Source organism: Lysobacter sp. CFH 32150 (genome assembly GCF_022758295.1).
GTDB lineage: Bacteria > Pseudomonadota > Gammaproteobacteria > Xanthomonadales > Xanthomonadaceae > CFH-32150.
Map to the genome: position 1 here is coordinate 108,588 of NZ_JALDWJ010000004.1, position 24,931 is coordinate 133,518.

The 24,931-nt window shown below is 65.3% G+C and carries 24 protein-coding genes; 16 read left to right on the top strand and 8 right to left on the bottom strand.

Translation table 11 applies throughout. From position 1 onward, the window contains the following. Positions 1 to 60: 60 nt before the first annotated feature. Genes MO486_RS08615 through MO486_RS08625 form a run of 3 tightly spaced genes read left to right on the top strand, consistent with a single transcriptional unit; the run spans position 61 to position 3,558 of the window. Complete coding sequence (locus MO486_RS08615) at positions 61 to 1,611, top strand: alpha/beta fold hydrolase (protein ID WP_242906288.1); 1,551 nt, start codon at positions 61 to 63, stop codon at positions 1,609 to 1,611. A gap of 31 nt (positions 1,612 to 1,642) precedes the next feature. Then, positions 1,643 to 2,392: an ATP-binding cassette domain-containing protein gene (locus tag MO486_RS08620; RefSeq protein WP_242906297.1), complete on the top strand. Its 750-nt coding sequence runs from the start codon at positions 1,643 to 1,645 to the stop codon at positions 2,390 to 2,392. After that, positions 2,389 to 3,558, top strand: coding sequence for an ABC transporter permease (locus MO486_RS08625; protein WP_242906299.1), 1,170 nt, complete (start codon positions 2,389 to 2,391; stop codon positions 3,556 to 3,558). Before MO486_RS08620 ends, MO486_RS08625 begins: the two co-directional genes overlap by 4 nt. A 72-nt stretch (positions 3,559 to 3,630) precedes the next feature. On the opposite strand, the gene MO486_RS08630 is transcribed toward MO486_RS08625, so the two are convergent. The 5 genes from MO486_RS08630 to rpmH all read right to left on the bottom strand — a co-directional run bounded on the left by MO486_RS08630 (position 3,631) and on the right by rpmH (position 8,505). Next, positions 3,631 to 4,575, bottom strand: coding sequence for an energy transducer TonB (locus tag MO486_RS08630; protein WP_242906300.1), 945 nt, complete (start codon positions 4,573 to 4,575; stop codon positions 3,631 to 3,633). A gap of 175 nt (positions 4,576 to 4,750) precedes the next feature. Next, the gene (gene mnmE / locus MO486_RS08635) at positions 4,751 to 6,106 is read right to left on the bottom strand and encodes a tRNA uridine-5-carboxymethylaminomethyl(34) synthesis GTPase MnmE (protein ID WP_242906703.1); all 1,356 of its coding nucleotides are present in this window, start codon (positions 6,104 to 6,106) and stop codon (positions 4,751 to 4,753) included. A 69-nt stretch (positions 6,107 to 6,175) separates the two neighbouring features. Continuing rightward, positions 6,176 to 7,864 (bottom strand): membrane protein insertase YidC, encoded by a 1,689-nt coding sequence (gene yidC / locus MO486_RS08640; protein WP_242906301.1) that lies wholly within the window; start codon positions 7,862 to 7,864, stop codon positions 6,176 to 6,178. A gap of 40 nt (positions 7,865 to 7,904) precedes the next feature. Beyond that, the gene (rnpA, locus tag MO486_RS08645; RefSeq protein WP_242906303.1) at positions 7,905 to 8,339 is read right to left on the bottom strand and encodes a ribonuclease P protein component; all 435 of its coding nucleotides are present in this window, start codon (positions 8,337 to 8,339) and stop codon (positions 7,905 to 7,907) included. Positions 8,340 to 8,364: 25 nt separating this feature from the next. Further along, on the bottom strand, positions 8,365 to 8,505 hold the full coding sequence (gene rpmH / locus MO486_RS08650) for a 50S ribosomal protein L34 (protein ID WP_156640208.1): 141 nt from the start codon (positions 8,503 to 8,505) through the stop codon (positions 8,365 to 8,367). 228 nt (positions 8,506 to 8,733) lie between these two features. On the opposite strand from rpmH, the gene dnaA reads away from it, so the two are divergent. The 11 genes from dnaA to MO486_RS08705 all read left to right on the top strand — a co-directional run bounded on the left by dnaA (position 8,734) and on the right by MO486_RS08705 (position 20,430). Next, entirely contained in the window at positions 8,734 to 10,059 is a 1,326-nt protein-coding gene (dnaA, locus tag MO486_RS08655; protein WP_242906309.1) for a chromosomal replication initiator protein DnaA, read from the top strand. Between the two features lie 226 nt (positions 10,060 to 10,285). Further along, the gene (dnaN, locus tag MO486_RS08660; RefSeq protein WP_242906314.1) at positions 10,286 to 11,386 is read left to right on the top strand and encodes a DNA polymerase III subunit beta; all 1,101 of its coding nucleotides are present in this window, start codon (positions 10,286 to 10,288) and stop codon (positions 11,384 to 11,386) included. A gap of 70 nt (positions 11,387 to 11,456) precedes the next feature. Then, positions 11,457 to 12,542, top strand: coding sequence for a DNA replication/repair protein RecF (recF, locus tag MO486_RS08665; protein ID WP_242906315.1), 1,086 nt, complete (start codon positions 11,457 to 11,459; stop codon positions 12,540 to 12,542). Between the two features lie 121 nt (positions 12,543 to 12,663). Beyond that, positions 12,664 to 15,153, top strand: a complete 2,490-nt coding sequence (gene gyrB, locus MO486_RS08670; protein WP_242906316.1) for a DNA topoisomerase (ATP-hydrolyzing) subunit B — start codon at positions 12,664 to 12,666, stop codon at positions 15,151 to 15,153. A gap of 104 nt (positions 15,154 to 15,257) precedes the next feature. After that, complete coding sequence (locus MO486_RS08675; RefSeq protein WP_242906317.1) at positions 15,258 to 16,061, top strand: M48 family metallopeptidase; 804 nt, start codon at positions 15,258 to 15,260, stop codon at positions 16,059 to 16,061. Positions 16,062 to 16,205: 144 nt separating this feature from the next. Next, positions 16,206 to 17,342 (top strand): tetratricopeptide repeat protein, encoded by a 1,137-nt coding sequence (locus MO486_RS08680; protein WP_242906319.1) that lies wholly within the window; start codon positions 16,206 to 16,208, stop codon positions 17,340 to 17,342. Positions 17,343 to 17,486: 144 nt separating this feature from the next. Continuing rightward, a complete protein-coding gene (locus MO486_RS08685; protein WP_242906321.1) occupies positions 17,487 to 18,155 on the top strand; it encodes an energy transducer TonB in 669 nt (222 codons plus the stop codon). An 82-nt stretch (positions 18,156 to 18,237) separates the two neighbouring features. Then, a complete protein-coding gene (locus MO486_RS08690) occupies positions 18,238 to 19,005 on the top strand; it encodes a MotA/TolQ/ExbB proton channel family protein (RefSeq protein ID WP_242906323.1) in 768 nt (255 codons plus the stop codon). A gap of 27 nt (positions 19,006 to 19,032) precedes the next feature. Continuing rightward, on the top strand, positions 19,033 to 19,461 hold the full coding sequence (locus tag MO486_RS08695; RefSeq protein ID WP_242906324.1) for a biopolymer transporter ExbD: 429 nt from the start codon (positions 19,033 to 19,035) through the stop codon (positions 19,459 to 19,461). Between the two features lie 15 nt (positions 19,462 to 19,476). After that, on the top strand, positions 19,477 to 19,887 hold the full coding sequence (locus MO486_RS08700) for a biopolymer transporter ExbD (protein WP_242906326.1): 411 nt from the start codon (positions 19,477 to 19,479) through the stop codon (positions 19,885 to 19,887). A gap of 144 nt (positions 19,888 to 20,031) precedes the next feature. Then, positions 20,032 to 20,430: a biopolymer transporter ExbD gene (locus tag MO486_RS08705; RefSeq protein WP_242906328.1), complete on the top strand. Its 399-nt coding sequence runs from the start codon at positions 20,032 to 20,034 to the stop codon at positions 20,428 to 20,430. A gap of 130 nt (positions 20,431 to 20,560) precedes the next feature. Here the strand turns inward: MO486_RS08705 and MO486_RS08710 are convergent, their stop codons facing one another. The 3 genes from MO486_RS08710 to cls form a co-directional block, all read right to left on the bottom strand. Next, positions 20,561 to 21,340: a pyridoxine 5'-phosphate synthase gene (locus MO486_RS08710; protein ID WP_242906332.1), complete on the bottom strand. Its 780-nt coding sequence runs from the start codon at positions 21,338 to 21,340 to the stop codon at positions 20,561 to 20,563. A 100-nt stretch (positions 21,341 to 21,440) separates the two neighbouring features. Next, positions 21,441 to 21,707 (bottom strand): hypothetical protein, encoded by a 267-nt coding sequence (locus tag MO486_RS08715; RefSeq protein ID WP_242906334.1) that lies wholly within the window; start codon positions 21,705 to 21,707, stop codon positions 21,441 to 21,443. Positions 21,708 to 21,813: 106 nt separating this feature from the next. Next, the gene (gene cls / locus MO486_RS08720; protein ID WP_242906338.1) at positions 21,814 to 23,247 is read right to left on the bottom strand and encodes a cardiolipin synthase; all 1,434 of its coding nucleotides are present in this window, start codon (positions 23,245 to 23,247) and stop codon (positions 21,814 to 21,816) included. Positions 23,248 to 23,316: 69 nt separating this feature from the next. On the opposite strand from cls, the gene MO486_RS08725 reads away from it, so the two are divergent. Together MO486_RS08725 and MO486_RS08730 are read left to right on the top strand one after the other, a co-directional pair. After that, the gene (locus tag MO486_RS08725; protein ID WP_242906339.1) at positions 23,317 to 24,438 is read left to right on the top strand and encodes a PA0069 family radical SAM protein; all 1,122 of its coding nucleotides are present in this window, start codon (positions 23,317 to 23,319) and stop codon (positions 24,436 to 24,438) included. 213 nt (positions 24,439 to 24,651) lie between these two features. Continuing rightward, positions 24,652 to 24,801: a hypothetical protein gene (locus MO486_RS08730; RefSeq protein ID WP_242906347.1), complete on the top strand. Its 150-nt coding sequence runs from the start codon at positions 24,652 to 24,654 to the stop codon at positions 24,799 to 24,801. Positions 24,802 to 24,931 lie beyond the last annotated feature (130 nt).

The following is a 24,931-nucleotide window of genomic DNA, read 5'->3' on the forward strand; positions in this document are numbered from 1 at the left end:
ATCTCTGTCGCGCAATACAGTCCTGTCGCTTTGAATACATCGCAAGGGGAACGCATACCGATGTCCCGTAAATTCAGAATCGTCCTCGTGCTGCTGGCCCTGGCGGGCTTCTATGGCTACCGCTACTACCAAGAGCACGCGGGTGCGCCCGACACGACCAAGGTCGCCGCCGCGAAGCCGTCGGCTCCTGCACCGCTGCGCAGGCTCGGCAGCATCGCGTTCACGCCGTGTACGTTGTCGCCGTCGTTCGGCGCGGCCAGCGTGGAGGCGCAGTGCGGCAAGCTGGTGATGGCGGAAAATCCGGCACTGCCGAACGGCCGCAAGATCGCACTCAACATCGCCTGGGTCCCGGCCGACGACGAGGGCGAGATAGCACCCGATCCAGTGTTCATGCTCGCCGGCGGCCCGGGCCAGGCCGCGACCGAGAGCTATGCGCAGGTCGCGCCGGCGTTCCGCGAGGTGTTGAAGAAGCGCCACGTGCTCCTGGTCGACCAGCGTGGCACCGGCGGCTCCAACAAGCTGGTGTGCAAGGATGATGCAGGCAACGCCACCGTCACCGACGAGAACAGCGACAACCTCGACGAGGCACGCCGTTTCACCGAGCGTTGCCGTGATGTCCTGTCGAAGCACGCGGACCTGCGCTACTACACCACCACCGACGCGATCCGCGACCTCGATGCCGTGCGCAAGGCCATCGGCGCGCAGCAGATCAACCTGGTCGGCATCTCCTACGGCACGCGCGTGGCGCAGCAGTACGCGCTGCGCTATCCGGCGGGTACGCGGACGATCGTGCTCGATTCGGTGGCGCCGAATACGCTGATCTTCGGCAACGATTTCGCCGCCAACCTCGAGGCCGCGCTCGACCTCCAGTTCGGCCAGTGCGGCAAGAGCCCGGCCTGTGCCAAGGCCCTGGGCAACCCGCGCTCGCGCCTCGATGCAGTGATGGCAAAACTGCGCAGCGATCCGCCGCTGGTGCGTTATCGCGATGCCAGCACCGGCGAATTGCGGGAGGAAAAACTGCTGCCTGGCGACGTCGCCGGACTGGCGCGCATGTACGCCTACGTGCCGGTCGCCGCAGCACTGCTGCCGCTGCAACTCAACGAGGCCGCGAACGGCCGTTACGACGGCCTAATGGCGCTGGCGAAAATGCTCCAGGGCCAGCTCTCCGACCTGATGGCATTTGGCATGCAGCTCTCGGTCGTGTGCAGCGAAGACGCCGCGGGGTTGAAGGCGAATCCGGGCGACATCGATTCCCTGCTCGGCAACCAACTGCCTGATTTCCTCAAGGCGCAATGCGCGGTCTGGCCGAGAGGCACGATGCCGAAGGATTTCCACACGCCACTCGCGACCAAGGTACCGGCGCTGCTGCTGTCGGGCGAATTCGATCCGGTGACACCGCCGCGTTACGGCGACGAAGTGGTGAAGACGCTGGCCAACGGCCGCCACCTGGTGTTGCGCGGGCAGGGCCACAACGTGATCGGTGCCGGGTGCATGCCGAAGTTGTTCGCGCAGTTCATCGATACGGCGAATGCCAAGGCGCTCGACGCCAAGTGCCTGGAGACACTGGCTTACACACCGCCGTTCACTTCCTTCAACGGATGGGAACCGTGAGCGCGCTCGCGCTCCTTAAGGACAACATCACATGATCGTTGCAGAACACCTACGCAAGACCTTCCCCGGCAAGGGCAAGGCACCCGTCATCGCGGTCGACAACGTCGGCTTCGAAGCGCGCGACGGCGAAATCACCGGTCTGCTCGGCCCCAACGGCGCCGGCAAGACCACCACGCTGCGCATGCTCTACACACTGATGCGTCCGGAAAGCGGGCGCGTGCTGGTCGACGGCCACGACGTCGCCGCCGATCCGGAAGCGGCGCGGCGTGCACTCGGCGTGTTGCCGGATGCGCGCGGCGTGTACAAGCGCCTGACCGCGCGCGAGAACATCGCCTACTTCGGCGAACTGCACGGCCTCGGCGCGGCGCAGATCGCCGAACGCACCCGCGCCTTGTCGACGGCGTTGCAGATGGACGATTTCCTCGATCGCCAGACCGAAGGGTTCTCGCAGGGACAGCGCACCAAGACCGCGATCGCCCGCGCGCTGGTGCACAACCCGAAGAACGTGATCCTCGACGAGCCGACCAACGGCCTCGACGTGATGACTACGCGCGGCCTGCGCGACTTTCTCAAGCAGCTGCGTGCCGAAGGGCGCTGCGTGATCTTCTCCAGCCACATCATGCAGGAGGTCGCCGCGCTATGTGACCGCATCGTGGTGATTGCGCATGGTCGTGTCGTCGCACACGGCAGTGCCGACGAGCTGCGCGCGCAGACTGGCGAATCCAACCTCGAGGACGCGTTCGTCCAATTGATCGGTTCGGAAGAGGGGCTGCACGCATGAAGGCGATGAACACGATCCTGTTGAAAGAACTGCGCGAATTCGTGCGCGACCGTCGGACGCTGGTGCTGGTGCTGGTGCTGGGTCCGCTGCTTGTCCCGGCGATCATGCTCGGCATCCTGTCGTTGGCCGAGACGCGCGCGAAAAGCCAGATCGAAAAAACGCTGGAAATCGCGATGGTGGGCGACGAGCACGCCCCCAATCTCGTCACGTGGCTGGCTGGCCACGGCATTCGCGAAAAGCAGGTCGCAGGTGATCTCGATGCGGCGATCCGCGACCAGTCCGAAGACGTCTATCTGAAGATCGGTGAGAACTTCGCCAAGGACTGGCGCGCCGGCACTCCGGCCCTGGTAGAGATCGTGCACGACAGCACGCGCCAGGATGCGGAGATCCCGGTCAGGCGCATCGAGGACGCGCTGTCGCGATATGGCCAGCAGGTCGGCGCACTGCGGCTGCTCGCGCGCGGCATCAATCCCGGTGTCGGTGCGCCATTGGCGGTATCGCACAAAGACCTGTCCACGCCCGAAGCCCGGCGCGGCATGTTGATGTCGTTCCTGCCCTATCTGCTGATCCTCAGCGCGTTCCTGGGCGGCGCCTATCTGATCATCGATGCCACCGCGGGCGAACGCGAACGCCAGTCGCTCGAACCGTTGCTCGCCACCCCCACCAGCCGCGGCGCGGTCGTGAGTGGCAAGATCGCGGCGGCGTGCGCGGTCGGACTGACATCGCTGCTGCTGACACTGCTCGCGTTCAAGATCGGCGCGCAGTTCTCGCCCGGCATCGGCCGGCAGATGGATGTGTCCGCGCCGGCGATCGGCAAGATGCTGCTGATCCTGGTGCCGATGCTATTCATCGGAACGTCGCTGCTGACGTTCATCGCCGCGGGCGCGAAGTCGGTGAAGGAAGCGCAGAGCTACATGAGCCTGTTGATGCTGCTGCCCATGCTTCCGACCATCGCGCTGATGGTCAGCCCGGTGAAGAACCAACTGTGGATGTTCGCCGTGCCGTTCCTGTCCCAGAACCAGATGTTGCTGAAGGTGATCCGCAGCGAGCCGATCGAGCCGCAGCTATGGGCGTTGTACCTGGCGGCGGGATTCGGCCTGGCGGCGGTGTTGTGGTTCGCGGCAACGCGGCGTTATCACCAGGAGAAGCTGGCGATTTCGGCGTAGCGGTTAGCTGCGTCACGCCAAACAGAAAGCCCGGCTCATGCCGGGCTTTTTGCTGTTCGGTATTGCTGGCGATCAGCCGCCTGGATTGAAGCTCACCGTGCGACGCGTCGTCACCGGCGCAGCGACCGGCTGGAATCGCCAGCGTTTGACCGCCGCCAGCGCTTCGCGATCGAAGACGCGCGGCGGACTGGCGCTGACCACGCGGGCGCTGGTGACCGAACCGTCGGTGCCGACGGTGAACTCGACCTGCACGTTACCGCTTTGCTGGCGGCGCGCGGCTTCGGCCGGATAGCGTGGCAGCGGCGTGCTGACCGCGGTCAGTTCACCGGACGCCGGTGCAGCCGCGGCGGCGGGCGGGCTGGCAGCAGCGGTCTGCTGGGCAGCGGCACGCTGTGCGGCTTCGCGTTGATCGGCCGCGCGTTGATCGGCGGCGCGCCTATCCGCGGCTTCCTTCTCCGCTGCTTGCTGCTGCGCCAGTTGCTGCGCGGCGGCCTGCTGGGCCTTCCTCTGGTCCTCCAGACGCTTGGCTTCGGCCTCGGCGTCGGTCTTGGCCTTGGCCTCGGCGTCGACACCGCGCTGCGCGATCAATTGCTGCTGCTGGGCGATGGTCTGCTTCAAGCGTGGCAGCGCCGGTGCCTGCGCGTCGGTCTTCTCCAGCAGCGCGTACAGGCGCTGCGCTTCGGTGAAGTCTTCGCGGCTGATGCTCTGTTCGGTGGCGATCAGCGTGTACGGCATCAGGTCGGTGAGCGCACTGGCCACCGCCGGATCGTTCGGCGACTTGTCGCGCAGCGCAAGGTAATACTCCATCGCGTTGTTGCCGCCCGGCGCGTACAAGCGCTGCTCACGCAAGGCCGCGCTGGCGGCTTCGCGTAGTTGCTCGGCGCTCATCGCCGCGACCGTGGCCGAGACAGCAGGCGGCGGCGGTGCAACGGCTTGGGTGGCGGCGTCCGGTGCCGTGGCCGCCTGGTCGGTCGCGGCCTCCTTCTTGCAACCGGCGATCGCGCATAGCAACAGCATGGCGAACACCGGCAAACGCGCCGCACGTAACGGCGACGACGACGGTTCTAGATTTACGACAAACATAACGGCACCACTCCCCTGTTCTGCGCGGCCCCACGCGCGCGTATGCGTAGGACGCGACAGTGCGGGCCGTTTGTCAACTCCCCGTCACCTGAATGGGTTACCGCAGCAACTACTTGCCGATGCAGAAGGCACTGAAAATGTGGCCAAGCAGGTCGTCCGGGGCGATCCGGCCGGTGACCTCGCCAAGGGCGTCGTGGCCCAGGCGCAATGCCTCGGCGGCAAGCTCCAGCGCCTCGTGTCCCAGTTCAGCCTCGGCCGCCGCCACCGCGCTGCCGGCGCGGCGCAGCGCCTCGACGTGGCGCGCGCGCGCGGTGAAGGCGCCATCGCCAGCGTCGCCGCCTTCACCCAGCGACAGCGCACGCAGGCGCGCATGCAGGGTTTCCAGTCCGGCGCCGGTGCGGGCGGAAACCAGCAGGCCATCGCCATCGACACTCGGGCCGGTTTCGAGCAGGTGCGCTTCGAGCAAGTCAGCCTTGTTGTGCAACCACAGCCGCTGCGGCACGGCGGCGATCGCCTCGGCAACCGCGGCGCGGCCACTGGCGGGATCGCGCGCATCGAGCACGACGATGGCGAGGTCGGCCCGCGCCAGCTCGGCGTGGGCGCGGCGCATGCCTTCACGCTCGATCACGTCGCCGCCGCTGCGCAGGCCGGCGGTGTCGACCAGGGTCAGTTCGACGCCGTCGAGGCGGATGGTCTCGCGCAACAGGTCGCGGGTCGTGCCGGCGATGTCGGTGACGATTGCGCGTTCGCTTCCGGCCAGCGCGTTGAGTAGCGAACTCTTGCCGGCGTTGGGCGGTCCCACGATGACTGCGTGCACGCCATCGCGCAGTTTCTGGCCGCGCTCGGCCTGCGCCAGCAGGGCGGCGAGCGCGGTACCGGTCGCGGCGAGGCGTTCGCGCAGGATCGGGCCGCCCAGGGTTTCGATCGACTCATCGGCGAAATCGATCGCCGCTTCGACATGCACGCGCAACGCCAGCAGTTCGGCCGCAAGCGCTTCGACCTGTTGCGAAAACACGCCGTCGAGCGCGCGCCGCGCCGCACGCGCGGCACGCGCGTCGGATGCCGCGATCAGGTCGGCAACCGCTTCGGCCTGGGCCAGGTCGAGTTTGCCGTTGACGAAGGCGCGTTCGCTGAACTCGCCCGGCCGCGCCATCCGTGCACCGAGCACGCAGCAGCGCGCCACGATTTCCTGCAGCACGATCGGGCTGCCGTGCGCCTGCAACTCGACCACGTCTTCACCGGTGTAGCTGGCCGGCGCGGCAAAATACAGTGCGATGCCGTCGTCGATGGTGTCGCCGTGTTCGTCCTGGAACCGCACGTAGTGCGCGTGCCGTGGCGTCAGTGCGTGTGCGCAGATGGTTTCGGCAATGACGCGACTGCGCGGACCCGAGAGGCGCGTCACGCCAACGCCGCCCGCGCCGGGCGCAGTGGCGATCGCGACGATGGTATCGGTGGCCGTCGGCAACATATCGTTATGGTCGCAGAAACACGAAGCCCGCCAACAGGCGGGCTTCGGTGCGTCATCAATCTCGCGTCAGGCCTTGGCAGGTGCCTCGCTGTAGCGTTTGGTATTCCACCATTGCTGCGCCAGCCCCAGCGCACCGTTGGTGACCCAATACAGCACCAGGCCGGCCGGGAAGAACGCGAACATCACGCCGAAGACCAGCGGCATCAACTGCATCATTTTTTGCTGCATCGGATCCATGCCCACCGCCGGCGTCAGCTTCTGCGTCGTCCACATCACCGCCATGTTGATGATCGGCAGGATGAAGTACGGATCGCGCGCGGTGAGGTTGTCGATCCAGCCCGGGATCCACATTGCCTGGCGCAATTCCACCGACTCCAGCAGCACCCAGTACAACGCGAGGAACACCGGCATCTGGATCAGCACCGGCAGGCAGCCGCCGACCGGATTGATCTTCTCCTTCTTGTACAGCTCCATCATCGCCATCTGGAACTTCTGCTTGTCGTCGCCGTAGCGCTCCTTGAGCTGCTGGATGCGCGGCTGGAACTTGCGCATCTTCGCCATCGACTTGTACTGCGCGGCCGACAACGGATACAGCGCGAGCTTGATCAACACGACCAGCAGCACGATCGCCCAGCCCCAGTTGTGGGTGATCTTGTGCAGCTGTGCGAGCAGCCAGTGGATCGGCTTCGACAGGAAGGTGAAGATGCCGTAGTCGAGGGTGAGGCCGAGGTTCGGAGCGACGCCGTCAAGACGGTCCTGCAGCTTTGGGCCCACCCACAGCCGCGCACTGCTTTCAGCGCGGGCGCCGGGTGCAACGTTCACGCCAGGGCCCATGGCCCGGACCAGGAAGTGGCTGCCACCGTCGGCTTTCGGCGTCGAGAGCGAGTACGTCGCTTGATCTTTTGCGCCTGGAATCCACGCAGCGAAGAAATAATGCTGCAGCAGGGCAACCCAGCCGCCGGTGACTTGCTTGTCGAGCGTGCCGTCATCCAGGAAATCGGCGTACTTGCGCTTTTCGTACTTGTCTTCCGGGCTGTACCACGCAGCGCCGGTGAAGCTGTAGGCCTCGGGGTTGGTCAGGCCACTCTTCTGCACGGGCGGGTTGCGCAGCAGCTGGCGATAGACATAACCCTGCCATGGCTTGCTGCCGGCATTGACGACTTCGTCGCGCACGCCGATGGTGTAATCGCCACGCTTGAAGGTATAGGTCCGTCGGATGGTGACGCCGTTGTTGCTGGTCCACACGAACGGCACACTGATTTCGCGTGCGCCCTGCGCGAGGGTGTAATCGCGCGCAGCTGTTTCTGGGACGAAGCCGGACTCGTGGCTCGGTGCTGCGCTGCCGCTGCTGACCCAACCACTCTGCGCGACGAAATACGACGCCGGGCGCTCGTCGAACAACTGCACCGGCGCACTGTTGCGCTCGGTGGTTTGCGGATATCGCAACAACTCCGCACTGCGGATGTTGCCGCCATCGAGGCGCAGGCGCAGCACATCGGTATTGACGGTGACGGTTTGCGCGCTGGTCGCAGGTGCCGCGGTTGTCTGCGGTGCGCTCGGCGTCGTGCCGGCGAGCGGCACGCTCGGCACCGTCGGCATGTTGGCGGTCGACGGGACCGTGCTGTCGCCGGTGCTGGTTGCTGCCGCGGTAGTCGCCGGCGTCTCCGGTGCCGCTTTGTCCTTGCCCCACTCCACCCACAACAGGCTCGCCACCATCAGCCAGGCGAAGATCAGGAACATGCGGGTTTGGTTCATGGGGTAAATGGCTCAGCCAGCGCGAACGGCCGGCGAAAGATCAAAGGAATGGGGGCGCATCGCCCGGCGGACAAGCGGGCGGCATTGTGCCGCCAGCGCCGGATGCGGGCAACGCACCGGCGCGACGCAATAATGAAACAAAGGTGTTACGCAATGTCGGCGTATCGACGCTTGCAGCGGCAGTGCGCGCCACCAGCACGTACGCACCCGGCGGCAATTCGCTACGCAGCTGGCGGAACTGTGCGCGCAGCACGCGCTTGATCCGGTTGCGGCCGACCGCATGCGGGTCGACCTTGCGCGAAACCGCAAGCCCCAAACGCGCAGGCACATCGTCGCGCAGCCAATGCAGGCTGAGCACGGGATCGGAGGTGCGGCGACCGCCCTGGAACACGCGGTCGAACTCGGCGCGTGCGCGGACCCGCGCGCTGCGCGGGAGACCCGCACCAGGAGCGGGCGTGTGCACGGCGAGTGACATCGTCGGCCGGTGCCGGCCGACGCAATCAGACGGTGAGGCGCCGACGGCCCTTGGCGCGGCGACGGGCGAGGACCTTGCGGCCATCGGCGGTCTTCATGCGGGCACGGAAGCCATGGTCGCGCTTGCGCTTCAGGTTGCTGGGTTGGTAAGTGCGCTTGGTGGCCATGTCAGGCTCGGCGTCTAGACGGCGGAAAAGAACCGCGAAGTCTAGCGGCCCGGCTGGGCACGGTCAACCAACCCGACACGACAGCGGCCATGCAACGGCCGGCGGCGTTTCCGCATTGGCGGCATCCCGGGGCGGTGGTAGGCTGCCCCGTTCCCACTTATCCACAGCGCGATGCCCCGCATCGTGCTGCTTGCCTGTCACCGGGCCTGTCGACGAGATCTGCATACCATGGATGCCTGGCCCCTCTGCCTGGAACGCCTCGAAGCCGAATTCCCCATCGAGGACGTGCACACCTGGCTGAAACCGCTGCAGGCCGGCATGCGCGAGGACGGGCTCGTGCTGTACGCGCCGAATGCGTTCGTCATGGAGGAGGTGCGGGCACGCTATCTCGGCCGTATCCGCGAGCTGTTGGCGCACTACGCCGGCAACGGCGAGGTCAGCCTCGAGATCGGGTCGCTCAAGCGCGTCGCCGCCGGCAACGGCACCACGCCTGCTTACGGCAATGGTCGCGGCGAAGTCGTCGAGGCCTTCCAGGGCAATCTCGACAACCACTACACCTTCGACAACTTCGTCGAGGGCCGCAGCAACCAACTCGGACGCGCCGCCGCCTGGCAGGCCGCGCAGAAGCCCGGCGACCGCGCCCACAACCCATTGCTGCTGTACGGCGGCACGGGCCTGGGCAAAACCCACCTGATGTTCGCCGCCGGCAACGCGATGCGCGCCAACAATCCGGGCACGCGGGTGATGTACCTGCGCAGCGAACAGTTCTTCAGCGCGATGATGAAGGCGCTGCAGGACAAGACCATGGATGCGTTCAAGCGCCACTTTCAGCAGGTCGATGCACTGTTGATCGACGATATCCAGTTCTTCGCTGGCAAGGACCGCACCCAGGAAGAGTTCTTCCACACGTTCAACGCACTGTTCGACGGCAAGCAGCAGATCATCCTGACTTGCGACCGTTATCCGCGCGAAGTCGAAGGCCTCGAACCACGGCTGAAATCACGCCTGGCCTGGGGCTTGAGCGTCGCGATCGAACCGCCGGATTTCGAAACCCGCGCGCAGATCGTGCTGTCCAAGGCCCGCGAGCGTGGGACCAACATCCCGGAAGACGTCGCGTTCCTCATCGCCAAGAAGATGCGCTCGAACGTGCGCGACCTCGAAGGCGCACTCAACACCCTGGCGGCACGCGCCAACTTCACCGGCCGTGCGATCACCGCGGAATTCGCCCAGGAAACCCTGCGCGATCTGCTGCGGGCGCAGCAGCAGGCGATCGGCATCCCCAATATCCAGAAGACCGTGGCAGACTACTACGGCCTGCAGATCAAGGACTTGTTGTCGAAGCGGCGGACGCGCTCGTTGGCCCGCCCGCGCCAGATGGCGATGGCGCTGGCGAAGGAGCTGACCGAGCACAGCCTGCCCGAGATCGGTGATGCCTTTGCCGGTCGCGATCACACGACCGTGCTGCACGCTTGCCGCCAAATCAAGAGCCTGCTCGAGACCGACGGCAAGATGCGTGAGGATTGGGATAAGTTGATCCGCAAACTCAGTGAGTGAGGCGCGGATAAGTTGTGGATAAGAAACACGGTGATTCGGAGGTCGTGAATTATCCACAGCTTGTCCGAACCCCAGGAAGCGGTTTATCCCAGAGGTTTCACCGACAATAAATTTATTAGAAACAAGGTGTTACTGCAGTTATCACCGGTTTTTTGAAACACCAAGCACCACCAATCTTTAGATTTATCCATCTTCGAAGCTAGGGCATTAGGGGCAAGGGGTCCGCATGCGTTTCAGTCTGCAACGCGAAGTCTTCCTGAAGCCGTTGGCGCAAGTCGTCAACGTCGTCGAACGCCGGCAAACCTTGCCGGTGCTGGCCAACCTGCTGGTCCAGGTCAAGGACGGGCAGCTGTCTCTGACCGGCACCGACCTTGAAGTCGAAATGATCGCGCGACATGCGGTTGACGACGCCCAGGACGGGGAAACCACGATCCCGGCGCGCAAGTTGTTCGAAATCGTGCGCGCCCTGCCCGACGGCAGCAAAGTCACCGTGTCGCAGACGGGCGACAAAGTCACGGTGCAGGCCGGGCGCAGCCGGTTCACCCTCGCCAGCCTGCCAGCCAACGATTTCCCGTCAGTGGACGAAGTCGAAGCCACCGAGCGCGTGCGCGTGCCGGAAGCGGCGTTGAAGGAGCTGATCGAACGCACCGCGTTCGCGATGGCCCAACAGGACGTGCGGTACTACCTCAACGGCCTGCTGTTCGACCTGCGCGACAAGACCCTGCGTTGCGTCGCCACCGACGGCCACCGCCTTGCGCTGTGCGAAGCACCGCTCAACGGTGGCGCGCAAACCAAGCGCCAGATCATCGTGCCGCGCAAAGGTGTGACCGAGCTGCAGCGGTTGCTGGAAGGCGGCGATCGCGAGTTGGAGCTGGAAGTGGGCCGCAACCACATCCGGGTCAAGCGCGACGATGTGACCTTCACGTCCAAACTGATCGATGGCCGCTTCCCCGACTATGAGGCCGTGATCCCGATCGGCGCCGACCGCGAGGTCAAGATCGATCGCGAGGTGTTGCGCGCGGCGCTGCAGCGTGCGGCGATCCTGTCCAACGAGAAATACCGCGGCGTCCGCGTCGAGGTCTCGCCCGGGCAACTCAAGATCAACGCCCACAACCCAGAACAGGAAGAGGCGCAGGAAGAAGTCGAGGCCGACACCCGTGTCGACGGTCTGGCGATCGGCTTCAACGTCAATTACCTCCTCGACGCCCTCTCTGCGCTGCGCGACGAGCATGTCGTGCTGCAACTGCGCGACGCCAACTCCTCAGCCCTGGTGCGAGAAGCCAGCAGCGAGAAGTGCCGGCATGTGGTGATGCCGCTGCGCCTGTGATCATTCATTTGTTCCACGTGGAACGCGAACGCCCGGCGCTGCCCGGGCGTTTTGCTTTGCGGGCACGGCGATGCGCATAACCCGTCTCGATGTGGCCGGCCTCCGCCGGTTTGAGCGGACCAGCTTCGCGCCTGGCCCCGGCTTGAATCTGGTCACCGGCGACAACGGCGCAGGCAAGACCAGCGTGCTTGAAGCCCTGCACTTGATGGCCTATGGGCGCAGCTTCCGCGGCCGGGTGCGCGACGGTTTGATCCGGCAAGGGACCGAGGCGGTCGAAGTCTTTGTCGAGTGGCTGGAGGAAGCCTCCTCGCGCCTCCGCCGAGCGGGCCTGCGTCATCGTGGGAGCGACTGGGAAGGACGGCTGGATGGGGTGTCCACGCCCCATATCGGTGAGCTGTGCGCCGCTTTGGCCGTGGTCACCTTTGAGCCGGGCAGCCATGCCTTGGTCACGGGCGGCGGTGAACCACGGAGACGGTTTGTGGATTGGGGGCTGTTCCACGTGGAACCTGACTTCCTGCCGATCTGGCGCCGATATGCCCGTGCCCTCAAGCAACGCAATGCCTTGCTGAAAGCGCGCGTACGCGACGGCCAGCTCGACGCCTGGGAGCATGAGTTGGCCCTCGCCGGCACCCTGCTTACCAGTCGTCGCCAGCGCTACCTCGAGCAGCTGCAGCCGCACCTGCAGGCGACCGTGACCGCCTTGTTGCCGGCTGCCGGCGCGAGCACCCTCGAATTCCTGCCAGGCTGGCGCCGCGACGAGTTATCCCTGGCCGATGCCCTGTTGCTGGCTCGGGAGCGCGATCTCGCCGCCGGATTCACGTCCATCGGCCCCCACCGCGCCGACTGGCGCATCGACTACACCGACCTCCCGGGGCGCGAAGCGCTCTCGCGCGGCCAAGCCAAGCTCACCGCCTTGTCCGTACTGCTGGCCCAGGCGGAACAACACGCTGCGCTGCGTGGCGAATGGCCCGTGATCGCCTTGGACGACCTCGCCTCCGAATTGGACCGTGCTCACCAGCACCGCGTCCTGCAACGCCTGGTAGCGAGCGGGACCCAGATCATCGTGACCGGCACCGAACCGCCCCCGGGATTATTGGAACTGGCTGCACCCGCCGCGCGGTTCCACGTGGAACAAGGACAGGTCCACGCGCTGTAATCAGGCCTTCCCAGCCGGCGAGGGCAGCGCTGGGTTGCTATACTTCGCGCATCCATAACTAGTGTGTCTCGGCGCGCGCGGACCCCCGTCCAGCACGCGCGTCGCGGGAGTCTGCAGCCGCATGTCGCAACACGAACACGCCGAGGGCCTGGCGCCTGGCTCCAACCAGAACACCCCTACCCAAAACGGCCCCACCCAGAACACGGCCTACGATTCCAGCAAGATCACCGTCCTGCGCGGGCTGGAAGCCGTGCGCAAGCGCCCGGGCATGTACATCGGCGACGTACACGATGGCACCGGCCTGCACCACATGGTGTTCGAGGTGGTCGACAACTCGATCGACGAGGCCCTCGCCGGCCACGCCAACGAAGTGACCGTCACCCTTTGCGAGGACGGCTCGGTCGCGGTCAGCGATAACGGTCGCGGCATTCCGGTCGACATCCACAAGGAAGAGGGTGTGTCGGCGGCTGAAGTCATCATGACGGTGCTGCACGCCGGCGGTAAGTTCGACGACAACAGCTACAAGGTGTCGGGTGGCCTGCACGGCGTCGGTGTCTCCGTTGTCAACGCGCTGTCGTCGCACCTGTGGCTCGACATCTGGCGCGACGGCTACCACTACCAGCAGGAATACGCGTTGGGCGAGCCGGTGTACCCGCTCAAGCAACTCGAGGCGTCGAACAAGCGCGGCACGCTGCTGCGTTTCAGGCCGGCGGCGGAAATCTTCACCGACGTCGAATTCCACTACGACATCCTGGCCAAGCGCCTGCGCGAGCTGTCCTTCCTCAACTCGGGTGTCCGCATCGTCCTCGCCGACGAGCGGGGCGAGGGCAAGCGCGACGTGTTCGAGTACGAGGGTGGCATCCGCTCTTTCGTCGAGCATCTCGCCCAGCTCAAGACTCCGCTGCACCCGAACGTGATCTCGGTGTCGGGTGAAATGAACGGCATCACCGTGGACGTCGCCCTGCAATGGACCGACGCCTACCAGGAAACGATGTTCTGCTTCACCAACAACATCCCGCAGAAGGACGGCGGCACCCACCTGATCGGTTTCCGCGCTGCGCTGACGCGCACGCTGTCGAATTACATCGAGCAGAGCGGCATCGCCAAGCAGGCCAAGATCACCCTGTCCGGCGACGACATGCGCGAAGGCATGATCGCGGTGCTGTCGGTCAAGGTGCCGGATCCGAGCTTCTCCAGTCAAACCAAGGAGAAGCTGGTCAGTTCCGAGGTCAGGCCGGTCGTTGAGAGCACGTTCGCTGCACGTTTGGAGGAGTTCCTGCAGGAACACCCCAACGAAGCGCGTGCCATCACCGGCAAGATCATCGACGCTGCCCGCGCCCGCGAGGCCGCGCGTAAGGCCCGCGACCTGACCCGCCGCAAGGGCGCGCTCGACATCGCCGGCTTGCCCGGCAAGCTCGCCGACTGCCAGGAAAAGGACCCGGCCAAGTCCGAACTGTTCATCGTCGAGGGCGACTCGGCCGGCGGCTCCGCGAAACAGGGCCGCAACCGCAAGACCCAGGCCATCCTGCCGCTCAAGGGCAAGATCCTCAATGTCGAACGCGCGCGCTTCGATCGCATGCTCGCCAGTGCCGAAGTCGGCACGCTGATCACCGCGCTCGGCACCGGCATCGGCAAGGACGAGTACAACCCGGACAAGCTGCGCTACCACCGCATCATCCTGATGACCGACGCTGACGTCGACGGCTCGCATATCCGCACGCTGTTGCTCACGTTCTTCTACCGGCAGATGCCGGAGTTGATCGAGCGCGGCCACATCTACATCGGCCTGCCGCCGCTGTACAAGATCAAGCAGGGCAAGACCGAGTTGTACCTGAAGGACGATGCCGCGCTCGATGCATACCTCGCCGGCAATGCGGTCGAAGGCGCTTCGCTGATTCCGGCCGAGGGCGAACCGCCGATCACCGGCGCGGCGCTGGAGAAACTGCTGCTCGCGTATGCGGGTGCGCGCGAAACCATCGCCCGCAACGCGCATCGTTACGATCCGAGCGTGCTGGAAGTGCTGATCGATTTCACTCCGCTCGATGTCGCCCACCTGGCGTCGAACATCGACGAGCGCCACGAACTCGACGCGCTCGAAGCACGCCTCAATCGCACCGGCCTCGGCAAGCCGCGCTACAAACTCGAGTTGCAGCACGCCAATGAACACCGCCAGGCCGCACTGCTGGTCAAGCGTACGCACATGGGCGAGGAGCATGTCCAGGTGCTGCCGTTGTCTGCGTTCGAGGGCGGTGAATTGCGTGCATTGCGCGAGGCGGCTTCGCTGCTGCACGGCCTGGTGCGCACCGGCGCGCAGATCGTGCGCGGCAACCGCGCGCAGCCGATCGCCAGCTTCGCCGAAGCGCAGGCATGGTTGCTGGAAGAAGCCAAGAAGGGTCGCCAGATCCAGCGCTTCAAGGGCCTTGGCGAAATGAACCCGGAACAGCTGTGGGACACCACGGTCAATCCAGAAACGCGCCGTTTGTTGCAGGTGCGGATCGAGGACGCCGTCGCTGCCGACCAGATCTTCTCGACCCTGATGGGTGATGTGGTCGAACCACGCCGCGAGTTCATCGAGGACAACGCGCTCAAGGTCGCCAACCTCGACGTTTGATCGGCGGCTCGCATCGCCGTGCTTCCGTTGACATCGCCTTCAGGCATGCTGGACTACAACCTCCACAAACCTGAATCCGCGAGGTCGCCGTGAACCCTGCATCCATGAAGCCATTGTTGCTCGGTCTCCTCATTGCCGGTGCGGTCGCCGCCTGCGCCACCACCACGTCACCGACCGGCCGCACCCAGGTCGTCGGCGCGGTCTCGCAGCAGCAGCTCGACCAGCTCGGCGCGCAGGCGTTCGCGCAGATGAAGACGCAGAAACCGCAAAGCAACGATGCGCGGTTGAATGCCACCATGCGCTGCGTGGTCAGCGCCGTGACGCGCCAGCTGCCGCCTACGTGGCGGGGCAACTGGGAGAGCGCGCTGTTCGTCGACAGCAACCCGAACGCGTTCGCGCTGCCGGGCGGCAAGGTCGGCCTCTACACCGGCATCTTTACCGTGGCGCGCAACCAGGACCAACTGTCCGCGGTGATCGCCCACGAGATCGGTCATGTGATCTCACGCCATCACGACGAGCGCATCACCCGCCAGGCCGGTGCTTCGGGCGCATTGCAGGTACTGGGTGCAATTCTCGGTTCGCGCTACGGGCAAGGGGTCGGCAATGCCGCGATGCAGGGTGGCAGCATCCTGGCCCAGGCGGGCTTCCTGTTGCCGGGCTCGCGTGCCCAGGAAACCGAGGCGGATGTGGTCGGCCAACGCCTAATGGCCGAAGCCGGCTTCGACCCCCGCCAGGCGGTCAATCTCTGGCAAAACATGATCGCCGCCAGCAGTGGAAGCCGTCCGCCGCAGTGGTTGTCCACCCACCCTGATCCGCAAAGCCGCATCCGCGAATTGCAGCAGCGCGCCGCCGATTTGGTGCCCGTGTACGACCAGGCGCGCGCCGCCGGGCGCCGCCCCAATTGTTGATGGCGCCGCGCCGATGACTTAATGGATGCCGACGTGCGCGAGCAATCCCGTGTCGCACGCACCCGTGTTTCTGTTAGCGTGGCCGCCCCCGGCCTTGCGCCCCCACTCGCAGCCCTAGCTGACCGCTGCCGTCGAGGTGACCCCATGAAGACCCCGCGCTCCAATTTCCGCCCGCTCACCCTCGCCGTCGTAGCCGTCATGCTGGGTGCGTTCGCCGCGCCTGTCTTCGCGCAGCAGCAGACAGGAACCGAAAGCCTGCGCGCGCAGCGCGCCAAGCGCTTGAAGGAACTCGGCAAGGACACCGAGGAAAAACAGGCCAAGGCCGTGGAAGAAGCGCCCTTGTATCCGAATGCGGCCCGGCAGTCGCCGGAAGCGAAGGCCAAGGGCAAAGGCTTGAAAGCGCTGCAGGACTTGCAGGCGCTGTACGAAAAACAGGACAACGCCGCCGTCGTGGCCAAGGCCGAGGCGATCGGTGCCGATGCCGATGCTGGCGCATATGAAAAAGCCTTCGCCTATCAGCTGGCGGGCAACGCCTCTGCCGACCTTGGCGACGAGGCCAAGTCGGCCGAGTATTTCCAGAAGGCGCTCGACGCCAACGGCCTCGACAACAACAGCCACTACACCGTGATGTACAACCTGGCGGTGGTCAAACTCGGGCAGGAAAAGCACGCGGAAGCCCTCGCCACGCTCGACCGTTTCCTCGCTGAAACCAAGTCCGACAAGCCGGAGCACCAGGGCCTGCGGGCCGGCCTCCTGGGCAACATGGGCCGTAACGACGAGGCGGCCAAGCTGTACCAGGAACTGCTCGCCAAGAATCCGAATGACAAGCGGTTGTTGTTGAACGCGGTTGCGAGCTACCAGCAGGCGGACCAGTTCGACAAAGGCAACGCACTGCTCGCTGATGCCTACAAGCGCGGTCTGCTTACGGAAGGCAAGGAGTTGCGCGCGTTGTACGTCGGTTACATGAACGCCGAGCAGATGAAGGAAGCGCTGGCGGTCATCAACGATGGCGTGGCCAAGGGCATCCTCACGCCGAGCCCCGAGCTCGCCAAGGACTACATGGTGTTGGCGCAGCACGCCTATTACAAAGGCAGCGACAGCGAGGCCATCGAGCTGTACCGGAAAGCTGCGCCGATGGCGGCCGATGGCGAGGCCTATCTGAACCTGGCCAAGATCCTGCGGGACCAGGGCAAGGCCGCCGAAGCCAAGGCGGCGGCACAGCAGGCATTGGACAAGGGTGTCAAGAAACCCGCCGAGGCCAAACAGATCGTCGGCAAGTAAAGCGTTCGTCACAATCCTGTGGATGGTCATTGGAACACGTCCACAGGATTGGTATATCCTTAGAGGTTCCCGCGGCCGCCTTCTGGCGGCGGTATTGCAAATCCGGTGCGCGCAGGCGCCCGCCCCCCACCCCGAGCGCAGCGCATGACGCAACACTTGCCGCACACCGACAAGAACGACGACCGCCAGGGTCTGAGTTGGCCGCGCATTGCCGGCTTCTCCTTTGTAATTGCGCTGCATGCTGCGGCGCTGCTATTGCTGTTGATGCCGGTGGCGCCCCCAGGCGCGGCCGTGGAGGAAGAGGAAGTGACGCTGGTCAACTTCATCAAGCCGCCACCGCCGCCGCCACCGCCGCCGCCGCCGCCGCCGGAACAGCCCAAGCCGATCCAGATCAAGCAGGACGTCGTGCCGAGGCCGACCCCCCTGCCGCCGCCGCCGGAAGAGCCGCCGGTGGTGTTCGACGAGCCGTCACCGGTCGACGTGCAGGCCGAGCCGGCGCCGCCGGCGCCGCCGCCGCCGGTCGCCGACATCGCTGGTGGCGAGGTGGACCCGTCGGTCCGCGCGCGCTTCCTGCCGCAATATCCCGCCACGGCCTTGCGTGCGCGTGCACAAGGCACCACAGTCGTCGCGATTACGTATGACGCCAGCGGCAATATCACGGCGGCCAGCATCTTCAAGAGCAGCGGTAATCGCGATCTGGACCGCGCTGCCGTTGCTGCTGTGAAGAAATGGAAAGTCAGCCCGGGCCGTAGAGGCGGGCTGGCGGTAGGTGGCGAAAACACCATTTCGGTGGTGTGGACGCTGCCCAATTAATAGTTTGACGATTTTGTTGTAACACCCGTTAGGCCACCAGGCCGTTTCTTTCATCCTTCCACGACTTCCAAAGGTAAGCGTCATGCTGCAGGAAACCACCACCACCGCTGCGACCGGAAGCAGTGCCGACGCGCTGAAGCAGATGGGCGTCGATCACCTTCTCACCGAAATGCTCGCCAGCCCAGGCGATTACATCGTCCAGTTGGCCGTCGCACTGACCCTGTTGGTCATGTCCGCGATGTCCTGGTACTGGATCGTGATCAACTTCATCAAGAACACGCGCCTGCGCGGTAACGCCGACCGCGTCGTCAGCACGTTCTGGGAAACCCCGAACGCGCAGGACGCGATCCGCTTCATGGAAGAGCAGGGCAAGAGCGAGCCGTTCTCCAAGATCGCGCTCGACGCCGCCCAGGCTGCCGCCCACCACCAGCGTCACGAAGGCTCGCGCCTGGTTGAATCGCTGAACCGCTCCGAGTTCGTCGACCGCGCGCTGCGCCAGGGCGTGACCCGCGAAAGCTCGCGTCTCGAGAACGGCCTGACCGTGCTCGCCACCGTCGGTTCGACCGCGCCGTTCGTCGGCCTGCTCGGTACCGTGTGGGGCATCTACGGCGCGCTGATCAAGATCGGTGCGACTGGCCAGGCTTCGATCGACGCCGTCGCCGGTCCGGTCGGTGAAGCGCTGATCATGACCGCGGTCGGTCTGTTCGTCGCCATCCCGGCGGTGCTTGCGTACAACTTCTTCGTGCGCCTGAACCGCGTTACCAACAGCAAGTTCGATACCTTCGCGCACGACCTGCACGACTTCTTCGCCACCGGTGCACGCGTGGGCGAGATCGGCGGCAAGCGTTAATAGTCGAATTGTTGACGGAGCCTGACCATGGCCTTCAGTTCTGGTACCGAAAGCGGCGGCCCGATGGCCGAGATCAACGTCACGCCCCTCGTGGACGTGATGTTGGTGCTGCTCATCATCTTCATGATCACCGCGCCGTTGATGTCGCATAAAGTCAAGGTCGAGCTGCCGCAGGCCACCCTGGACCAACTCGACCGTGACAAGGTGATTGTCGTCCAGCCGATCACCATCGCGGTGACCGAGGAAGGCAAGCTGTTCTGGAACGACCAGCCGATCACCCACGACCAGGTCGAGAGCCGGCTGTCGGTTGAGGCGCAGAAGACGCCGCAGCCGCCGCTCAACGTCCGTGGCGATAAGACCACCAAGTACCGGGTGATCGCCGACGTGGTGCGGATGGCGCAGGCCCAGGGCATGCGCAAGGTCGGCTTCGTCGCCGAGAAAGAACGGCCCAACTAACCGGAGACCACGACCATGGCTTTTGCTTCCAGCTCCGGCGGTGGCCCGATGGCCGACATCAACGTCACGCCGCTGGTCGACGTGATGCTGGTGCTGCTGATCATCTTCATGGTGACGGCACCGACCCTGTCCTACCCGATCGACATCAACCTGCCACAGAAGAGCACCACGCCGCCGCCGCCGACGCCGCCGAAGGAGCCGATCAAGCTCCGCATCGACGCCTCCGGCCAGGTGTACTGGAACGAGTCGGCACAGCCGATCTCCGCGCTGAAGAGCATGATGGAAGTCGAAGTCCAGCGCGATCCGAGCAACCAGCCGGCGCTCGAGATCGACACCAGCCCGGATGCCGATTACGGCGTCCTGGCCAAGGTCCTGGCCGCGGCCAAGAATGCCGACATGCAGAAAATCGGGTTCGTTTCGAACTGACGGACCGATCGCTTACCAAGCACCGCTTACCAAGTCGTTTCAACGCCGCCTCCGGGCGGCGTTTTTTTGTCCGCTTGCAAGGATGCGCGGCTCGGGCGTAGCGTGAAGTTGGGCATCCCGCCCATCCAAGGATGTGGAGTGCGTATGGCCGTCTCCGCGTTTTCCGATGCTCCTGCCGCAGACCGCGGCTTCGCCGACATCAACGTCACCCCGCTGGTCGACGTGATGCTGGTGCTGCTGATCATCTTCATGGTCGCTGCGCCGACGTTGACCCATGAGCTTCCGCTGCGCCTCGGCCGTGGCGACGGGACGCAAGCGTCACCATCGCGCTTGGGCCTGATCGTGCAGGCCGATGGCAGCCTGCAACTCGACGGACAACTGATCGGCCGCGACGACCTGCGCACGCAGCTGACGGCAATCGCGCAGCGCACGCCCAGCACCGTGCTCGAGATCCGGACGGATGCGGATGCGGATTACCAGGACTTCGCCGGCGCACTCGCCGTTGCACGCAATAGCGGCATTACCAATATCGCTACGCAGTAAGGCGTGCATCGACGCCTCGGGGCGTACACCGACGCTCGCATGGCGGGTCGAGACCCGCCATGACGAGTACTCGGCTTATGGCGGATGTCATTCGCCCGCGTTTGTCTGCATTCGAACAGCCAAGGCATGCTTATGAACGCGATGCGGCCGCGATGATCGCGAGATAAGTGCGCACGGTGGCCTCAAGTCCCGCGTACAACGCCTCGCCGATCAACGCGTGGCCTATGGAAACCTCAAGCACCTCGGGCACGCCGCGCAGGAAGTCACCGAGGTTGGCCTGGCTGAGGTCGTGGCCGGCGTTCACGCCGAGCCCGACCGCCTGTGCACGCCGCGCGCTGTCCGCGCACAACGCCAGCATCGCCGTGGCCCGCCCCGCGTCAGCGTCGCCGGCGGCATGGGCTGCTGCGAACGGGCCGGTGTACAACTCGATCCGATCCGCACCAACCACGGCGGCCTGTTCCACTAATGGATCGCCGGCATCGACGAACAGGCTGACTCGGCAGCCGAGTGCCTTGAGTTCGGCGATGCGCGGGGGCAACGCATGATGATCGCGGGCGAAGTCGAAGCCGTGGTCGGACGTCAGCTGTCCGTCGCTGTCGGGCACCAGCGTCGCCTGCGCCGGCCGCGCGAGCGCGCACAGATGCGCGAATCCCGGATAGCCCGCGCGCGGTGGTGCGAACGGATTGCCTTCCAGGTTGAACTCGACCGCGTACTCGCGGGTGAGTTCGGCTAGCGCCAGCACATCATCGGCACGGATATGGCGCGCGTCGGGACGCGGATGCACGGTGATGCCATGCGCGCCGGCATCGAGGCAGACGCGCGCGGCGCGCACGACGTCGGGTTCATCGCCACCACGCGAATTGCGCAGCACCGCGATCTTGTTGATGTTGACGCTGAGCTTGGTCGACATGCGCGAAGCTTAACGTGCGGCGGTTGGTTGTGAGCGAATCCGGCTCCGCTGCATCGTCGAATGCACGTGCCCGTGGAAACGGGCGGAGTCGAGCTGCCCGCTACTGCGTCGGTGGTTGTGACTGGGATTGCGACGCAGCCAGCTTGCGCGCTTCGGCCTGCTCGCGCAGGCGACGCAGTTCCGCCGGGTCGATCATGCTCGATTCGTCGCGGCTGCGGCTGCCAACACGGGCGGAATACAGGCCGAGGGCCCACAGCACTACCAGCACCAGCGCGGCCAACAGGCATACCGCCATCAGGCCGATCGAAGTGGTCTTCAGTGCGACGGCGAGCGCGCCGATCGCGAGCAACAAAAGCAACCAATGCATCGTCGAACCCCCTTGGTAGCGATGGCCGCAGTTTACGCCGATCGCTTCGTGCGGAAACCCCGCCTCGTGGCCCAGGACCGGCGGATGCCCCGAAGTGCCATGCGCCTCACAGCACCGGCGAGACCAGTCGCGCCAGCGCTTCGGGCAGGCGTGCACGCCATAGCGGCCGGTCGCGTTCGGCGTGGACCCGTGGGGCCAGGGTGAATTCGCCTTCGACCAGCCGCGCGAGTTCCGCGGCGATGCTGGCGTCGCGGAACAGCATCGACACTTCGAAGTTCAAGCGGAAACTGCGATGGTCGAAATTGGCGCTGCCGATCAGGGCGAGATCGTCGTCGACCAGCAGCGCCTTGGTGTGCAGCAGGCGCGGGCCGTACTCGTAGACCTTGACCCCGGCGTGGAGCAGATCGTCGAAATACGAACGCGCGGCGTAGGTGACGAGCCGAGAATCACTCATCTTCGGCACCAGCAGGCGCACATCCAGTCCGCCGAGTGCGGCCGAGGTCAGCGCCATCATTGCCGCCTCGCCGGGCACGAAGTACGGCGTCGCCAGCCACACCCGCTTTTGCGCGCTATGGATCGCGCCGACATGCAGGCGGTGGATCGCTTCCCAGGCCGAATCCGGACCCGAAGTCAGCGCCTGTACCGCGATCGGTCCGGGGTTCGGTGGCGGCGGTGGCGGCAGTCGCGGCGGTGCGCCGGTGGCGTAGGCCCAGTCCTCGACGAAGACTTGTTGCAAGGCGCGGACCACGTCGCCTTGCAGCCGTAGGTGCAGGTCGCGATAGGCGTCGGTGCGCAGCCGCTCGTCCTCGTCGTCGGTGACGTTGATGCCGCCGGTATAGGCGACGCGGTCGTCGATCACCACGATCTTGCGGTGGCTGCGCAGGTTCAGCCACGGACGCTTCCAGAACCAGCGCAATCGCATCGGATGGAACCAGGCGACTTCGCCACCAGCGTCGAGCAGGGGTTGCAGGAAGCGCTGATTGGTCTTGCCGGAACCGACGGCGTCCAGCAACAGGCGCACCCGCACGCCGGCGCGGGCGCGGTCGGCCAGGGCGTCGCGCACCGCCGTGCCGGTGCGATCGGGATAGAAGATGTAGTACTCGAGGTGGATCGACTCGCGCGCCGTCGCGATGTCGGCCAGCAGTGCGGTGTACTTGGCGCCTCCGTCGATCAGCAGGCGCACGCCAGTGGCGGTGGTCGGCGCCAGCCCGGTTGTGGCGAGCCCGATCCGGGCGAGCTCCAGCGCGGTGGGATCGGCGTGCAATACCGCTGGCGACGGCAGCGAGGCGCGACTGCGCGCGCGTCGCAGGCGCTGGCGCACGATCCGCTGCGGTCCCAGCCAGTGATAGATGATGAAGCCGAGGTAGGGCAGCAGGGCCAGGCCGAGCAGCCAGCTGATCGTCGCCGCCGGCTCGCGTTTCTGCAGCACGATCCAACCGCCGAGGCCGATCAGGTACAACGCCCAGCCGAGCGTCAGATACAGGCCCAGGTGCGGAATGGCCAGCAGCGCGGTCCAGGCATCGTGCAGGGCGTCGGGCATGCCGGCTTCCACAAAGGGACTTCACGTTCGTCGCGGGCGTTGCGACGAAGCGAGCGTAACCTAGGTTGCGTGGAAGACGCCCGAAAAGCACTAGCACCGATCAAGGGTCGCGGCGCGGCCTCGCACGTTACCGGCCGTTTCGAAAAAACCGTGCGCCGTGGCGAGGACGACGGCTGGGGCTCGGTTTACTGCACGACTGCTGACGGCAGCGCCATCGTCGAAGGCGACGACCTCGCGGTGCCGCGTCTGGACACGCAGGTGACCGAAGAGCGCGCGCGCTCGGTGATCAGCCGCAACGACTCGCCGGATATCGGCTTCAGCCATTCGGTGAATCCCTATCGCGGCTGCGAGCACGGTTGTGTCTATTGTTTCGCCCGCCCGTCGCACGCCTACCTCGACCTGTCGCCAGGCCTCGATTTCGAAACCAAGCTTTTCGCCAAGACCAATGCCGCCGAGCAACTGCGGTTGGAGCTGGCGAAGCCCTCATACCGCTGCTCTCCGATCGCGCTCGGGATCAACACCGACGCTTACCAACCGATCGAACGTCGCTACCAGGTCACGCGCTCGCTGCTGGAAGTGCTGGCCGAGTGCAAGCACCCGGTCAGCTTCATCACCAAGAGCGGGCTGATCGAACGCGATCTCGACCTGTTGACGACGATGGCGCGCGAGCGGCTGGTGACGGTGTACTTCTCCATCACTACCCTCGACAACAAACTCGCGGCGAAGATGGAGCCACGTGCCACCGCTCCGCACGGCAAGTTGCGGGCGATGCGTGCGCTGTTCGATGCCGGCGTGCCGGTCGGGGTCATGGTGGCGCCGGTGGTGCCGATGATCACCGATCGCGAACTGGAGCAGATCCTCGAAGCCGCGCATGCGCACGGCGCGCGCGCCGCCGGCTACGTGCTGCTGCGCCTTCCGCACGAATTGAAGGAAATCTGGCGCGAGTGGCTGCAGCTGCATTATCCCGATCGCGCCGCGCACGTGATGAGCCTGATCCGGCAGATGCGCGGCGGCAAGGATTACGACAGTACCTTCGGCAAGCGCATGCGTGGGGAAGGTCCGTTCGCCGAGTTGATCGCGCAGCGGTTTGCCAAGGCGCATGCGCGCCTGGGCTTTGGGCGCTTGCCGCCGTTGGATGCTTCGAGGTTCGTCGCGCCGCGCAAACCGTCGCCGCAGGGCGAACTGTTCTGAGATTGCTTGCTCGTCATCGCGCGAAGCGGATCCAGTTGAAGCAGATTTGGCGTGAGTGGCTGCAACTGCATTATCCGGAACCCGTCGCGCACGTGGATGAGCCTGATGCAACAGATGAGCGGTGGAAGGATTGCGGCAGTACGCTCGGAACACGGATGTGCGGGGCGCGGTCAGTGACGCGAATGGGCGAGGTGAAACGACGTCGCCGATGGAATGCGCAACCTGTCGACGCAGTTCCCGGGAGCGGGATTCGCACGAGAAATGGTCGCAGATGACGCCAAGATGTATGAAGCATTCGACGATCGTGCCTCCCTCGCCTTCCTGCATCTGCTGCTCGTACTGCGCGCGGACATTCTCAGATGAGAGGGAACAAATTCCTGTCGCGGCGACCTGCGTGATCGCTTACGAGTTCGGTTGACGTTGCATTCGTCCCGGGATTTGTACGGTTCGTCCCATGGCTCCTTCTGCACGTTGACACGACACAAATACCTCG

Excerpts from the sequence above, each read along its gene's own strand:
- MO486_RS08615 (WP_242906288.1), top strand. The coding sequence starts at position 61 with ATGTCCCGTAAATTCAGAATCGTCCTCGTGCTGCTGGCCCTGGCGGGC.
- MO486_RS08620 (WP_242906297.1), top strand. The coding sequence starts at position 1,643 with ATGATCGTTGCAGAACACCTACGCAAGACCTTCCCCGGCAAGGGCAAG.
- MO486_RS08625 (WP_242906299.1), top strand. The coding sequence starts at position 2,389 with ATGAAGGCGATGAACACGATCCTGTTGAAAGAACTGCGCGAATTCGTG.
- MO486_RS08630 (WP_242906300.1), bottom strand. The coding sequence starts at position 4,575 with ATGCTGTTGCTATGCGCGATCGCCGGTTGCAAGAAGGAGGCCGCGACC.
- yidC (WP_242906301.1), bottom strand. The coding sequence starts at position 7,864 with ATGAACCAAACCCGCATGTTCCTGATCTTCGCCTGGCTGATGGTGGCG.
- rnpA (WP_242906303.1), bottom strand. The coding sequence starts at position 8,339 with ATGTCACTCGCCGTGCACACGCCCGCTCCTGGTGCGGGTCTCCCGCGC.
- rpmH (WP_156640208.1), bottom strand. The coding sequence starts at position 8,505 with ATGGCCACCAAGCGCACTTACCAACCCAGCAACCTGAAGCGCAAGCGC.
- dnaA (WP_242906309.1), top strand. The coding sequence starts at position 8,734 with ATGGATGCCTGGCCCCTCTGCCTGGAACGCCTCGAAGCCGAATTCCCC.
- dnaN (WP_242906314.1), top strand. The coding sequence starts at position 10,286 with ATGCGTTTCAGTCTGCAACGCGAAGTCTTCCTGAAGCCGTTGGCGCAA.
- recF (WP_242906315.1), top strand. The coding sequence starts at position 11,457 with ATGCGCATAACCCGTCTCGATGTGGCCGGCCTCCGCCGGTTTGAGCGG.
- gyrB (WP_242906316.1), top strand. The coding sequence starts at position 12,664 with ATGTCGCAACACGAACACGCCGAGGGCCTGGCGCCTGGCTCCAACCAG.
- MO486_RS08675 (WP_242906317.1), top strand. The coding sequence starts at position 15,258 with ATGAAGCCATTGTTGCTCGGTCTCCTCATTGCCGGTGCGGTCGCCGCC.
- MO486_RS08680 (WP_242906319.1), top strand. The coding sequence starts at position 16,206 with ATGAAGACCCCGCGCTCCAATTTCCGCCCGCTCACCCTCGCCGTCGTA.
- MO486_RS08685 (WP_242906321.1), top strand. The coding sequence starts at position 17,487 with ATGACGCAACACTTGCCGCACACCGACAAGAACGACGACCGCCAGGGT.
- MO486_RS08690 (WP_242906323.1), top strand. The coding sequence starts at position 18,238 with ATGCTGCAGGAAACCACCACCACCGCTGCGACCGGAAGCAGTGCCGAC.
- MO486_RS08695 (WP_242906324.1), top strand. The coding sequence starts at position 19,033 with ATGGCCTTCAGTTCTGGTACCGAAAGCGGCGGCCCGATGGCCGAGATC.
- MO486_RS08700 (WP_242906326.1), top strand. The coding sequence starts at position 19,477 with ATGGCTTTTGCTTCCAGCTCCGGCGGTGGCCCGATGGCCGACATCAAC.
- MO486_RS08705 (WP_242906328.1), top strand. The coding sequence starts at position 20,032 with ATGGCCGTCTCCGCGTTTTCCGATGCTCCTGCCGCAGACCGCGGCTTC.
- MO486_RS08710 (WP_242906332.1), bottom strand. The coding sequence starts at position 21,340 with ATGTCGACCAAGCTCAGCGTCAACATCAACAAGATCGCGGTGCTGCGC.
- MO486_RS08715 (WP_242906334.1), bottom strand. The coding sequence starts at position 21,707 with ATGCATTGGTTGCTTTTGTTGCTCGCGATCGGCGCGCTCGCCGTCGCA.
- cls (WP_242906338.1), bottom strand. The coding sequence starts at position 23,247 with ATGCCCGACGCCCTGCACGATGCCTGGACCGCGCTGCTGGCCATTCCG.
- MO486_RS08730 (WP_242906347.1), top strand. The coding sequence starts at position 24,652 with ATGCGCAACCTGTCGACGCAGTTCCCGGGAGCGGGATTCGCACGAGAA.